The sequence below is a fragment of the Streptomyces sp. NBC_00775 genome, assembly GCF_036347135.1.
Classification (GTDB): Bacteria; Actinomycetota; Actinomycetes; order Streptomycetales; family Streptomycetaceae; genus Streptomyces; species Streptomyces lutosisoli.
The window spans coordinates 5118462-5132531 of record NZ_CP108938.1; the positions used below are offsets into that span (position 1 = coordinate 5118462).

At 69.5% G+C, this 14070-nt stretch carries 9 protein-coding genes; 3 read left to right on the forward strand and 6 right to left on the reverse strand.

Translation table 11 applies throughout. The features are described from left to right. Positions 1 to 23 precede the first annotated feature (23 nt). The 5 genes from OIC96_RS22815 to OIC96_RS22835 form a co-directional block, all read right to left on the reverse strand. Positions 24 to 476, reverse strand: coding sequence for a heat shock protein transcriptional repressor HspR (locus OIC96_RS22815; protein WP_330306049.1), 453 nt, complete (start codon positions 474 to 476; stop codon positions 24 to 26). A 7-nt stretch (positions 477 to 483) separates the two neighbouring features. Beyond that, entirely contained in the window at positions 484 to 1668 is a 1185-nt protein-coding gene (dnaJ, locus tag OIC96_RS22820; RefSeq protein ID WP_327430334.1) for a molecular chaperone DnaJ, read from the reverse strand. A 33-nt stretch (positions 1669 to 1701) separates the two neighbouring features. After that, entirely contained in the window at positions 1702 to 2364 is a 663-nt protein-coding gene (grpE, locus tag OIC96_RS22825; RefSeq protein WP_330306048.1) for a nucleotide exchange factor GrpE, read from the reverse strand. Beyond that, positions 2361 to 4211: a molecular chaperone DnaK gene (gene dnaK / locus OIC96_RS22830; RefSeq protein WP_330306047.1), complete on the reverse strand. Its 1851-nt coding sequence runs from the start codon at positions 4209 to 4211 to the stop codon at positions 2361 to 2363. Before dnaK ends, grpE begins: the two co-directional genes overlap by 4 nt. 495 nt (positions 4212 to 4706) lie before the next feature. Continuing rightward, a complete protein-coding gene (locus OIC96_RS22835; protein WP_330306046.1) occupies positions 4707 to 5786 on the reverse strand; it encodes an MraY family glycosyltransferase in 1080 nt (359 codons plus the stop codon). 200 nt (positions 5787 to 5986) lie between these two features. On the opposite strand from OIC96_RS22835, the gene OIC96_RS22840 reads away from it, so the two are divergent. Both OIC96_RS22840 and OIC96_RS22845 read left to right on the forward strand, forming a co-directional pair. Then, entirely contained in the window at positions 5987 to 8794 is a 2808-nt protein-coding gene (locus OIC96_RS22840) for an NACHT domain-containing protein (RefSeq protein ID WP_330306045.1), read from the forward strand. A 168-nt stretch (positions 8795 to 8962) separates the two neighbouring features. Next, on the forward strand, positions 8963 to 11239 hold the full coding sequence (locus tag OIC96_RS22845) for a (Fe-S)-binding protein (RefSeq protein WP_330306044.1): 2277 nt from the start codon (positions 8963 to 8965) through the stop codon (positions 11237 to 11239). A gap of 138 nt (positions 11240 to 11377) precedes the next feature. On the opposite strand, the gene OIC96_RS22850 is transcribed toward OIC96_RS22845, so the two are convergent. After that, complete coding sequence (locus OIC96_RS22850) at positions 11378 to 12406, reverse strand: hypothetical protein (RefSeq protein ID WP_330306043.1); 1029 nt, start codon at positions 12404 to 12406, stop codon at positions 11378 to 11380. 285 nt (positions 12407 to 12691) lie between these two features. Here OIC96_RS22850 and OIC96_RS22855 point away from each other — a divergent pair, with 285 nt between their 5' ends. After that, a complete protein-coding gene (locus OIC96_RS22855) occupies positions 12692 to 14017 on the forward strand; it encodes an FG-GAP repeat domain-containing protein (protein ID WP_406501844.1) in 1326 nt (441 codons plus the stop codon). Positions 14018 to 14070 lie beyond the last annotated feature (53 nt).

Sequence of the window (14070 nt, forward strand, 5' to 3'; positions counted from 1 at the left end):
GGCCCCTTCCGTGTGCGGGCTGCCTAGTCCTTGGCCTTCTTCGGCCGCCACACCACCAGCGCACTCGCCTGCTGGACCTCCTGGTACGGGACCAGGTCACGGCGGTACGAGGCGTGGACGGCGGCCTCGCGTTGCTGCATGGCGGCCGCCGCGCCGTCCAGGGCCGCCTCCATTTCCGCCACGCGGGACTGGAGCGCGGCGACCTGGTTCTCCAGCTCGATGATGCGCTTGATGCCGGCCAGGTTGATGCCCTCGTCCTGCGACAACTGCTGGACGGTGCGCAGCAGGTCGATGTCGCGGGCCGAGTAGCGACGGCCGCGCCCGGCGGTGCGGTCGGGCGAGACCAGGCCGAGGCGGTCGTACTGGCGGAGGGTCTGCGGGTGCAGGCCGGAGAGCTGGGCCGCCACCGAGATGACGTAGACCGGGGTTTCCTCGGTCAGTTCGTACGGGTTGCGTCGACGCCCGGTGGTGTCCATGGCTCTCTTATGCTCCCTTCGCGGCCTGGAACAGCTCCGCCCGCGGGTCCTCTTCCGCGGTCGCCTCGCGATACGCCTCCAGGGCGTCACGAGCCTTGCCCGACAGGTCCTTGGGGACCGTGACCTCGACGGTGACCAGAAGGTCGCCGCGGGTGCCGTCCTTGCGGACCGCGCCCTTGCCGCGGGCCCGCATCGTGCGGCCGTTGGGCGTGCCCGGCGGCAGCTTGAGGGTGACCGGCGGGCCGCCGAGTGTCGGCACGCGCACCTCCCCGCCCAGCGCCGCCTCCGCGAAGGTGACGGGCACGGTGACGGTGAGGTTGTCGTCCTTGCGGCCGAAGACCGGGTGGGCGTCGACATGGACGGTGACGTACAGGTCGCCCGCCGGGCCGCCCCGTTCGCCGGGTGCTCCCTTGCCGCGCAGCCGGATCCGCTGGCTGTCGCTCACCCCGGCCGGTATGCGGACCTGCATGGTCCGGGACGACTTCGCGCGGCCCGAGCCCTGGCAGACCAGGCAGGGGTGCTCCGCGATCAGACCGCGGCCCTTGCAGTCCGGGCAGGGGTCGGTGAGCGAGAAACCGCCGCCCGAACCCCGCGCGACCTGGCCGGTGCCGACGCAGGTCGGGCACACGCGCGGTGTGCCGTTCTTGTCGCCGGTGCCCGAGCAGGCCTTGCAGGGCGCCTGGGACGTCATCCGCAGCGGGACCGTCGCGCCGTCCACCGCCTCGGTGAAGCTGAGCGTCACCTCGGTGTCGATGTCCTGGCCGCGCCGGGGCTGGGTCCGGGTGCCGGTGGTCGCGCCACCGCGGTTGAACAGGCCCCCGAACACATCACCGATGCCGCCGCCGAAGCCGCCGGCCCCGCCCGCTCCGCCCTGGGCACCGCCTCCGAAGAGGTCGCCCAGGTCGAAGTTGAAGTTGCCGCCGCCGGCGCCGGGACCCGGACGGAAGCCGCCGTTGCCGAAGAGGGCGCGTGCCTCGTCGTACTCCTTGCGCTTCTTGGGGTCGCCGAGCACGTCGTTCGCCTCGGAGATCTCCTTGAAGCGCTCCTCGGCCTTGGCGTTGCCCTTGTTGGCGTCCGGGTGGAACTCGCGGGCGAGCTTCCGGTACGCCTTCTTGATCTCGGCCTCGGTGGCGTCCTTGGGGACGCCGAGAACCTTGTAGAAGTCCTTCTCGATGAAGTCCTTGGTGCTCATCCTCGACGTCCCTCCTTCCTCATGCGTTCAACGTCAGCCCTCGTCCGGGCCACCGGTCTCCTTGTCGTCGCCGGCGGAGGCCGCCTCCGCCTCGTCGGCCTTGGCGGTCTGCGCCCCCGGCTGGGGCTCGGCGACGGCCACCCGAGCGGGGCGGATGGTGCGCTCGCCGATGCGATACCCCGGCTGCAGAATCGCCACGCACGTCGTCTCCGTGACATCCGGCGCGTACGAGTGCATCAGGGCCTCGTGGATCATCGGGTCGAAGGGCTCGCCCTCCTTGCCGAACTGCTGGAGCCCCATCTTCGCCGCGACGGTCTCCAGCGACTCGGCCACCGACTTGAAGCCGCCGACCAGTTCGCCGTGGTCCCGCGCGCGGGCGATGTTGTCGAGCACGGGCAGGAGCTCGGTCAGGAGGTTCGCGATGGCGATTTCCTTGACCGCGATCCGGTCGCGCTCGACCCGGCGGCGGTAGTTCTGGTACTCGGCCTGGAGCCGCTGGAGGTCCGCCGTGCGCTCGCTGAGCGCCGTACGCACCTGGTCCAGCTGGGCCGTCAGACCGGCCGTCTGGGCTGCTGCTGCCGCGTCCCCGGCCGGGGCCGCCCCCTCCGTGGGGGCGGCCTTCGGCTCGGCGTCTTCAGGGGTGGCGCCGGAGGGGACGTCGGGCTGCTCTTCGAAGCCCGGGGTCTCCTCCGTCACGCGGCACCGTCCTTGCGCTCCTCGTCGACGATCTCGGCGTCGACGACGTCGTCGTCGGCCCTGGCCTGCTCGGCACCCGGAGCACCCTCGGCGCCACCGGCGGCCTGCGCGGCCTGGGCGTCGGCGTACATGGCCTGGCCCAGCTTCTGCGAGACGGCGGCGACCTTCTCGGTGGCCGTACGGATCTCGGCGGTGTCCTCGCCCTTGAGCGCGGCCTTCAGCTCCTCGATGGACGCCTCGACCTCGGTCTTGACGTCACCGGGGACCTTGTCCTCGTTGTCCTTGAGGAACTTCTCCGTCTGGTAGACGAGCTGCTCGCCCTGGTTGCGGGTCTCGGCGGCCTCGCGGCGGGCGTGGTCCTCCTCCGCGTACTTCTCGGCCTCCTGGCGCATCCGGTCGACCTCGTCCTTCGGCAGCGAGGAGCCACCGGTGACGGTCATCTTCTGCTCCTTGCCCGTGCCAAGGTCCTTGGCCGTGACGTGCATGATGCCGTTGGCGTCGATGTCGAAGGCGACCTCGATCTGCGGGACACCACGCGGGGCCGGCGGCAGACCGGTCAGCTCGAACATACCGAGCTTCTTGTTGTACGCCGCGATCTCGCGCTCGCCCTGGTAGACCTGGATCTGCACGGAGGGCTGGTTGTCCTCGGCGGTGGTGAAGATCTCGGACCGCTTGGTCGGGATCGTCGTGTTCCGCTCGATGAGCTTGGTCATGATGCCGCCCTTGGTCTCGATACCAAGCGACAGCGGCGTCACGTCAAGGAGCAGAACGTCCTTGACCTCACCCTTGAGGACACCGGCCTGGAGGGCGGCGCCGATGGCGACGACCTCGTCCGGGTTCACACCCTTGTTGGCCTCGTTGCCACCGGTCAGCTCCTTGACGAGCTCGGCGACGGCGGGCATACGGGTGGAGCCACCGACGAGAACGACGTGGTCGATCTCGGAGAGGTTGATGCCCGCGTCCTTGATGACGTTGTGGAACGGCGTCTTGCAGCGCTCCAGAAGGTCGGCGGTGAGCTGCTGGAACTGGGCGCGCGTGAGCTTCTCGTCCAGGTGCAGCGGGCCCTCGGCGGACGCCGTGATGTAGGGCAGGTTGATCGAGGTCTCGGTGGACGAGGACAGCTCGATCTTGGCCTTCTCGGCGGCCTCGCGGAGGCGCTGGAGGGCCATCTTGTCCTTGGCGAGGTCCACGCCGTGACCGGCCTTGAACTGCTGCACCAGGTAGTCGACGACACGCTGGTCCCAGTCGTCACCACCGAGGTGGTTGTCACCGTTGGTGGCCTTCACCTCGACGACGCCGTCACCGATCTCCAGCAGGGACACGTCGAACGTGCCGCCACCGAGGTCGAAGACGAGGATCGTCTGGTCGTCCTTGTCGAGGCCGTACGCCAGCGCGGCGGCGGTGGGCTCGTTGACGATACGAAGGACGTTGAGACCGGCGATCTCACCGGCTTCCTTCGTCGCCTGACGCTCGGAGTCGTTGAAGTACGCCGGGACGGTGATGACCGCGTCGGTCACCTTCTCACCGAGGTACGCCTCCGCATCCCGCTTGAGCTTCTGCAGGATGAACGCGCTCATCTGCTGCGGGTTGAAGTGCTTCCCGTCGAGCTCGATCTTCCAGTCCGTACCCATGTGACGCTTCACGGACCTGATGGTCCGGTCCACATTGGTGACCGCCTGGCGCTTGGCGACCTCGCCGACGAGCACTTCGCCGTTCTTGGCGAAGGCGACGACGGACGGCGTGGTCCTGGCGCCCTCTGCGTTGGTGATGACGGTGGGCTCGCCGCCTTCAAGAACGCTGACGACGGAGTTAGTCGTGCCCAGGTCGATGCCGACCGCACGTGCCATTTCGATTCCTCCAGCAATGACTTGAGTGGAACGGACTCAAGTGTGCATGACCGTCGCCGCCCGGTCAACAGAGCTGAGTCGGAGGGGCTCAACTCTTATCTGTTGCTTACGCGCAGGTGGGCGGTGAGCTGGGGGTTTGTCGTGGGGGGTGGGGTGGACGGGCAGGACTTTCGTCACCCCTTCGGCCCCCTCAGCCCCGGCCGGGGATCTTCAATTCGCCGGCCGCGATCTTCGGTCCTGGCCGGGGGTCCTCAGTTCCGGCTGGGAATCTTCAGTCCCGGATGGAGATCTTCAGTTCCGGCTGGAGATCTTCGGCTCCGGCCCGCGATCTTCGGTCCCGGCGCTGGGAATCTTCGGTCCCGGCTGGGAATCTTCGGTCCCGGCTGGGAATCTTCGGCCCTGGCTGGGGATCTTCGGCTCCGGCCCGCGATCTTCGGTCCCGGCGCTGGGAATCTTCGGTCCCGGCCGGGGATCTTCGACTCCGGCCGGGCATCTTCAGCTCCGGCCCGCAATTTTCAGCCCGTCCGGCGTTTGAGGACGAGGCCGTTCAGGCCGATACGGGGGTCTGGGGGCGGAGCCCCCAGGGGATGGGATCGGGTAGGGGCGGCGGGGGCGAGAACCCGGACGCAAGCCCCCCACGACCGCGACAAGCCCGACACTCCCCACCACCCACCACGCGGCCCCCGCCCCGACCCACCGCAGATCGATGGCCAGCCCCACCAGCGCCCCGGCGAACGCGGCGAAGCCGATGACGACCATGACCCCCTGCCGGGTCAGCCCAAGCCTCCGCAGCCGATGGACAAGGTGGTCCGGGGCGGAACGCAGCAACGGCCACCCCACCCTCCGCCGCGACACAAGCACCAGCACGACATCGGCACAGGCCACCGCCGTCAGCGCGAACCCGGCCCCGACCCCCGCCCCGTCCTCCTGCCCGGCATGAACGAGCACGGCCGCAGAGGCCAGCACAAACCCCGCGAACAACGCCCCGCACCGCCCCGGCACGATCCGCGCCGGAGGCCACCCGTGCATCAGAAACCCGGTGAGCGCGGCGGCCAGCACGCTCAGCAACGTCGCGAGCCCGTCCATGACCTCGGCAGCCGCACACCCGCTCAGCGCGAACGCGGTGATGACACCGACCGTCCCCAACACCCCGTCGGCATGATCGAGCGAGCCGAAGGCATGCGTGACGAAGACGATCCAGACGACACCCACCACCGCACCCAACAGCCCGAGTTCGTCGTACGGCACGGTCAGCACGGCGCCGACACCCACGGCGGCCATCCGCACCACCGGCGGTACGGCCCGCAGATCGGCGACCAGACCGACCAGCGCGACCCCGATCCCGACGACCAGCAGCCGCCCGGCCTCCGGGCCGAGCGGGGCGACATCCATCCAGTCCCCGACCCCGGCGACGAACGCCGTACCGCCGACGACGGCCACCCCGCCGAGCAACGGAACGGGCCGCACCCGGCGCCGCTCGACCACGCCGAAGCGCAGGGCGAGCATCCGAAAGAGCGCGGCGAGCGCGGCGGTGAGGAGCAGGGCGGCCGTGGCGGCCGTGATTCCGTACAACACGACGCCAATTTAGGCGCGATTGTCACAGTATCGTGCGATTAACACGATCGGGTTTACGTGTCCTGCCGAACCTCCTGACGAACCGCCTGCCGAACGGCCTGACGAACGGCCTGACGAACCGTGAGGTGTCCCGGTGAACCGGCAGCGGGGAGAACGTCCCCGTGGGAGCCTGACAAGGCTCGGAAACCGCGAGGGGCTCGGTGGGGGACGCCGTGTGGAACTGGCTGGTCGGGCTCGGGGGATTCGTGCTCGGAATCCTCGCGCTCGCCTCGAAGGACTTACTGGTCGCCAAGGTCAAACTGCTGCTCGACTTCCTGTACGGCCGCTTCGCCGGCAGCCGGCTCCTGCGCCGCGCGGCACTCGCCAAGTACACGCGGGAGCTGTACCGCCGCCACCGCGAGTTCCCGGTCTCCTTCCAGGCCGACGAGGCCCTGAAGCTGCCGATGGAGTCGGTGTACGTACCCCTGTACGGCGGCGAGTCCACCACCGAGAACCGCCCCGCACTGTCGGAGACGCTGCGACGGGCCCGGCACAGCGTGGTGCTCGGGGTGCCGGGCGCGGGCAAGACCCTCCTCCTTCGCCACGAATCACTGATGTGGGCGCGGGAGCGGGTACGGGCGGACAGTTCACGAGTGGACCTGGGCGCCCTCGACGACATCCCCGTACTCCTCGAACTCCACCGCCTCAACAAGGACCCGGACCTGACCCTGGAGCAGCACGTCGTCCGGCACTTCGCCCGGCACGGCTTCCCGCGCGCGGACACCTGGGTGGCCGGGGCGCTGGGCAGGGGCGATCTCGCGCTGTACTTCGACGGCCTTGACGAGGTCGCCACCGACCTGCGCGCCAAGGTGGTCGAACTGATCAAGGAGTTCGCGGACACGTACGCGGACTGCCGGATCGTGGTGACCTGCCGGGTCGCGGTGTACGAGGGCCAGTTCACGGAGTTCGACCAGACGCTGCGGGTGCGGGACTTCGACGAGCACCTGATCCGGCGGTTCCTGGGCGGCTGGCCGTGGCGGGCGGGCACCGCGACGGACACGGTGGACCAGGTCCTGGGCGCGCTCCGGGACACACCGCAGATCATGTCGCTGGCCCGGAATCCGCTGCTCCTGACGATGATCGCGTACCTCTACGACTTCGTGTACGCCGGCACGGACCAGGTCCTCCCGCACACCCGCGCCGACTTCTACAAACAGGTCATCGGCAGCCTCCTGGCCGACCGTCGCCAGACGTCGTACGCGCTCCCTCTGAAGAAGGCGGTCCTCCAGCACCTCGCCCTCGCGGCCCAGGACATCCCCTCCGGCACCCACGACCGGCTGGCGCTGCCGGAGGACGAGGTCCTGAAGACGGTCCGGACGGTCCTGGAGCAACAGGGCCGGGACGTGGCGCTCGCGGAGGACGTGCTGAAGGAGATCGTCCACCGCAGCGGGCTGCTGCTGGCCGTGGACAACGGGGAGCGGTATCAGTTCGCGCATTTGACCTTGCAGGAGTACCTGGCGGCGATCGTCCTCGCCGCCGACCCGGCGGGGCTGCTGCGGCGGTACGGGGCGGATCCCCAGGCCTGGCGGGAGACGGTGCGGCTGTGGTGCGGGGTGGCACCGCGGGACTGCACTGAGGTCGTACGGGCGGTGTACCGGCGGGATCCGGTGCTGGCGTTCCAGTGTCTGGCGGATGCGCATGTGGTGGATGACGGACTGGCCGAGGAGGTCCTGGACCACTTCGGGCAGCGACTGCGGCTGGGTGAGTTCGCCGACGAGCAAATGATCGCCGCGTTCGGCTTGGTGGCGGGGGACCGGCGGCAACGAGGGGTGCGGGTCTTCGACTTCCTGGTGGAGACGGTCCGTTCCGAGGAGGACACGGGGGTGGGGCATACGGCGGCACGCGCGCTGGCGGCGACGAATCTGCCCCGGGCCGCCGAGGCGCTGGCGGCGATGGCACGCCCCAGCAATGCGGCGTGGGGGGCGTTGGCAGGGATGGGGGATCTCGCGGTGCCCGCGTTCATGGCCCCTTGGGACGGGGCAGGCGCGTACGCCGATACCGTCCACATGCTGTGGACCATCCGCACACCGAAGGCCGCGCGCGCCCTGAGCGATCTACTGGGGCGCGCCCCAGGTCTGCAGTCAGAGCTTGTGTGCGCCTTCCACCTCGGTGAGCTGTTGACGCTCCCGGAGGTGGAGGCCGAGCTGCGTACCGCTCCGCTGGGGGACGTACCGGAGCGGTTGGACTGGGTGTGGCGCCCGTTCGCCGAAGGTCCCGACGACCCGCTGGTCAAGTTGGCCGGAAGGATCGCGTGGATCATCGATCAGTGGGAGACGCTGGAGGTCGTGTGGCGAACCGGTCTGCCGACCCCCGATCCGCGCATCGTCGCCGCGCTGTGCGTCATCAAGCACCACAATCGTAGCGAGCAGGAACGCCTTACCGACTGGGTGGCTATCCCGGACGAACTGGCGGAGACGATGCCCCATTCAGTCGGCGAGATGCATCAGTTCCGGGTCTCGGGTGCCGCCGGCACGAGCATCCGGGCCGACGACCTCTCGCGTTACCTGGAGTCCTCGCTCGACTCCTTCAGCTCGTTCGTCCTCGTGCAGGCCCAGGACGCACTCAAGTCGGCGGGGCTGTCCCCTCGCCGGCTGACCCTGCTGCGTATGCTGCCCGACCGGCTGCAGCTGGGTGCCGCCGTGGCGCTGCTGCGGCAGTCCGGGTTCGCGGGGGAAGAGAGCTGGGACGTGCTCCCTCGGGAAACACCGGCCGTGTTCGTGTCTGCGCCCATCAGCCACCGCAACCTCCTCGTGCTGTCGCTGGTCGGCGCGTCCGGCGCCCTGGGAGGCGCCGTGAGCCTCCCCTCCTGGCGACTTCCATGGCTGACGGGAGCCCTCAGCGCTCTCGCTGTCAGCGGTGTCCTCCTGTCCCGCTGGCGCGCAGCCGTGCTGAGCAGGCGCCACAGGATCACCTCTCACCCCATCCGCGAGTACGTCCTCAAACCCCTCCTCCGCCCCGGGCCCCCGTAACCACGACACCCCGCTCAGGCAACCCTCAGCGACGCAGATCACCGCCCCCCTGGCTACAGTGCGGCGGAAGATGTAGGTAGTCTCAGACGGACTGCATAAGTTACCGCTTAGTAATCACCTTCGAGGTCACCCTCGAAGCAACACCTCGCAGGCCCGAGGAGCCCCCAAATGCAACTCGCCGCGATCATCGTGTCGCTGGTCCTGACCGTGGTCGGCGTCGCGCTCCTCGCACGCGCCATCGGCCAGTTCGTCCGGTATTTCAAGGTCGGCCAGCGCGTACCCGCCGGCACCCGGACCGACAACCCCTACCAGCGCAGCGTGACCCTGGTCAGGGAGTTCCTCGGCCACACGCGGATGAACCGCTGGGGCATCGTCGGCTTCGCCCACTGGTTCGTGGCCGTCGGCTTCCTGACGCTGCCGCCGACCCTCGCCCAGGCGTTCGGCCAGCTGTTCAAGGCCGACTGGGTGCTGCCGGTCATCGGCGACTTCCTGCCGGTCGAGATGTACACCGAGTTCATCGGCGTGATGACCGTCCTCGGCATCGTCGCCCTGATGGCGATCCGGCTGCTCAGCCTGCCCTCGCGGGCCGGCCGCAAGTCCCGGTTCACGGGCTCCAAGGCCGGTCAGGCGTACTTCGTCGAGTACGTCATCCTCACCATCGGCCTGGCCATCTACGTGCTGCGCGGCCTGGAAGGCGCCATCCACCACGTGGAGAGCTACGAGGCCGCGTACTTCGCCTCGTACCCGCTGGTCCTCGCCTTCAAGGGCCTGAGCGTCTCCACGCTGCAGAACCTGATCTACCTGACCGCGATGATCAAGATCAGCACCTCGTTCATCTGGATGATCGTGGTCTCGCTGAACACCAACATGGGTGTCGCCTGGCACCGCTTCCTCGCCTTCCCGAACATCTGGTTCAAGCGGAACGCGACCGGTGAGACCGCCCTCGGCGCACTCCAGCCCATGACCTCCGGCGGCAAGCCGATCGACTTCACCGACCCCGGTGAGGACGACGTCTTCGGTGTCAGCCAGGTAGAGCAGTTCTCCTGGAAGGGCCTGCTCGACTTCTCCACCTGCACCGAGTGCGGCCGCTGCCAGTCGCAGTGCCCCGCCTGGAACACCGGCAAGCCGCTCTCCCCCAAGCTGCTGATCATGTCGCTGCGCGACCACGCGCACGCCAAGGCCCCCTACCTGCTCGCCGGTGGCGGCAAGGACATGGAGGGCAATGAGAAGGCGAGCGAGGAGCAGCTGAAGGACGTGCCCGCCGCCGCCCTGGCGGAAGCCGAGCGGCCGCTCATCGGCACCGTCGAAGAGAACGGCGTCATCGACCCCGACGTCCTGTGGTCCTGCACCACCTGCGGCGCCTGCGTCGAGCAGTGCCCGGTCGACATCGAGCACATCGACCACATCGTCGACATGCGCCGCTACCAGGTGATGATCGAGTCCGCCTTCCCGAGCGAGGCCGGCACGATGCTCAAGAACCTGGAGAAGAAGGGCAACCCCTGGGGTCTCGCCAAGAAGCAGCGCCTGGAATGGCTCAAGGAACTCGACTTCGAGGTGCCGGTCGTCGGCAAGGACATCGAGGACCTCAGCGAGGTCGAGTACCTGTACTGGGTCGGGTGTGCCGGTTCCCTTGAGGACCGCGCGAAGAAGACGACGAAGGCGTTCGCCGAGCTCCTCCACATCGCGGGCGTCAAGTTCGCGATCATGGGCGGCGACGAGAAGTGCACCGGTGACTCCGCCCGCCGCCTCGGCAACGAGCCCCTGTTCCAGGAGCTCGGCATGGAGAACGTCGCCGCGCTGAACATGGCCTTCGGCGAGGACGACGAAGACGAGTCGACGAAGAAGCCGAGGTCGGCGAAGAAGATCGTCGCGACCTGCCCGCACTGCCTCAACACGATCGGCAACGAGTACCCGCAGCTCGGCGGCGACTACGAGACCATCCACCACACCCAGCTGCTCCAGCACCTCATCGACGAGGGCAAGCTGCTGCCGGTCACCCCGGTCGAGGGTCTGATCACCTACCACGACCCCTGCTACCTGGGCCGCCACAACAAGATCTACACGCCGCCGCGCGAGATCATGTCCGCCGTCCCGGGCCTGCGCCAGCAGGAGATGCACCGCCACAAGGAGCGCGGCTTCTGCTGTGGCGCCGGTGGTGCGCGGATGTGGATGGAGGAGCGGATCGGCAAGCGCATCAACAACGAGCGTGTTGATGAGGCCCTGTCGCTCAACCCCGACATCGTCTCCACCGCCTGCCCGTTCTGCCTCGTCATGCTGACCGACTCGGTCAACGGCAAGAAGAACGACGGCCAGGCCAAGGAGTCCATCCAGGTCGTGGACGTGGCCCAGCTGCTCCTCGAGTCCGTCAAGACCCCGGTCGACGACGAGCCCCCGGCGGGCGAGGCCGAGTCGGAGAGCGCGCCGGAGCCGGAGCCGGTGAAGTAACCGGCCCGACCGGCCCGACCGGCTCGACCGGCTCGATCGGTACGACCGACGCCCCCTGTCCCACCCGGGCAGGGGGCGTCGCCGTTCCTGGCGGTCGGTTTGGAATACCTCCAGGCCCCCTCCCGGGCCTGGGGCTCCTCAGTCCTCACCGAAACTCGTCAGCGACGAGAAGACGTACACGAGGAGTACGAGGACGAAGCCGCCCAGGCCGACCAGCACGAACGGCACCTCGGGCGCACTCGCGTCGCGCCCCAGCAGCAGCGGCCGCCAGCCCAGGAACACCGCCACAGTCATCGCGCCACGGACCGTCTGGACCGTCGGCGACCAGGCCGTCCGCCGCAGTCCGTCCAGCCCGGCCGCGAAGGTGAAGACGGCGCCGAGCACGCATCCGACGATCATGATGAGGACGAAGGCGACCAGCGCGTCCCCGCCGTTCGCCCCGTCCGGAAAGGCCTCCCAGCGGCCGGCGGCGAGCGTACGCAGACTCTCGCGCTCGTGCACGACTCCGCCGAGGCGCGGCGCCGACCGGGACCACAGGACCTCGACCTCGGTGCCGACGCGGGGCTTGGCGTCCGTGTACGCACCCTTCACGGTGAGCCGTTCGGGACCGCCGGACACGGAGACCACCAGCCGGGACATATAGCCGCGTACAACGTCGTCGCTGAGGTCCTCCCGCACCGCGCGCGGCGGTTCCACGACGGTCGCGGCGCTCACCTCGGCGCCCGCCTCGCGCAGGGCGTCGATCCTGTCGTTGCCCGAGGAGTCCCCCATCACGCCGACGAACAGCGCCCCGGAGACGAAGGCCACGAGGAGCCACACGGCACCGGTACGGAACCTGACCCAGCCCGGCGAGCCGAACGAGATCCCGAGGACGTCGTCCAGCGGCGCCCGGCCAAGCTCCTCGGTTCGCCCGGCCCGCCCTGCCCGCGCACCCGCTTTCGCGAGGGAGACAGCCTCCCCGTCCCCGCGCCGCCGCGGCACCCGCAGCCCCCACAGCGCCCCGACCCGCACGACCGCGCACCCCGCCGCCACACCTCCCCACACCAGCGGCTCGGTCCACGGCCGCGGCACGGCGGAGACACCCAGCAGCCACCAGCACGCGACCCCCGCCGCGACCCACCCCACCAGCCCGCACACCCGCACGGTCCAGACCAGCGCAGAGCGCATGAAACCTTCTCCCCCCGTGATCCCCGTGATCCCCGTGATCCCCGTGATCCCCGTGATCCCCGTGATCCCCGTGATCCCCGTGATCCCCGTGATCCCCGTGATCCCCGTGATCCCCTGCCGAACAAACGCACCATCACCGAGTCGCTGTCAAGGTCTCGCCGCTACGCACTCCGCCACGCACTCCGCCTCGCAAGTGACCGATCCCGCACGCCCGCACCCTTAACGCATCACCACAACAGGGCCATCATGTGCAGGTTGTTGTCGACGGTGCGGTCGGGGTGAATGGTGCGCGGGCGAAGAAGCAGGCGCGGAAGCGGAATACGTACAGCGACTCCGACGGCGACGGCGTTCGGCTGTCTCCTCCTGCTGCTCGCGGCCTGCGGCCCCACCACCGACGCCGGAGCCACCCGGCACACCCCCGCACAGGGCGCCAAGTCCCCCGCCCACCTCCCCGTCCCGCACGGCAAGGGCAGCAAGACCCAGGACGACTTCAACGGCGACGGCCACCGTGACCTCGTCCTCAACGACCTGGTGAAGGACCAGAGTCACAGCGACGACGCGGGCATCGGCATCGTCTACGGGACGGGGACGGCCCACGGACTCGCCCCCGGCGCACGGCAGTTGCTCAGCCCGGCGAAGCAGGCGGCGCCCACCAAGGGCCAACTCCCGGCGGTCTTCGACGCGGAGGCGAGCTGCGACCTCGACAAGGACGGCTTCACCGATCTCGTCGTGTCGACCGATCCGCCGTACGACGGGCAGGGGCAGCCGCCCGTCCCGCTCCAGATCCTCTTCGGCTCGCCCGCCGGTCTGACCGGCAAGGCGGTGAAGCTCACCATCCCCGCGCAGGCACGTTTCGGCAATGACTGGCCGGACCAGCCGGTCTGCGGCGACTTCGACGGCAACGGCGCGAACGACCTCGTCGTGCACGCCTCCAACGGTGAACTCAGCTATCTGCGCGGCCCGTTCAGCCGCAAGGGCACCCCGCGCGCGGCGGGCAAGCCGCTCGTCTCCCCGGGCAACGTGCCGACCGAGCCCGCCGTCGACGTGAACCGCGACGGCTACGACGACCTCCTCGTCCGTACGGCGGCGGACGGCACCGCCCCCTCCGCCGTCGTCCTCGGCGGCCCGGCCGGCCCCACCCGCACCGGCACCACCCTGCCGACCGGTATCGACGTCGCCTTCGGCCGCTTCGGCAAGGGCAAGGCCCTCGACGCGGCGATCGGTTCGATGGGCGGAACGTCTCTGCGCTACGACCTCCCCGGCACCGCCCGCGGCAGCGTCCCCACCCCGGGCTCGGTGCTCGACGCCGGCGACTTCGACGGGGACGGCCTCAGCGAACTCGTCTCCAGCGGTACGGAGTTGCGCGTGCTGCGGGGTCGTACGACCGGACTGTCCGCGAAAGGCACGGTGACCGTGAAGCCGCCCGCCCGGGGCACCACCCGGGTACTGGCCGTCGGCGACTTCACCGGCGACGGGCGGGCGGACCTGGTGGTGCGGACGTACCGGGGAGAGACGCGGGACACGGTCGCCCTGTATCCGGGGGCGGCGAAGGGGCTGGTCGCGCCGAAGCCGACGGTCACCTTCTCCAGTTCGGAGTTCCTGGTCTCGTAAGCACGCGTAAGCACCTGTAAGCACCCGCCCGCCCACCTGCCCGCCTTGTACAG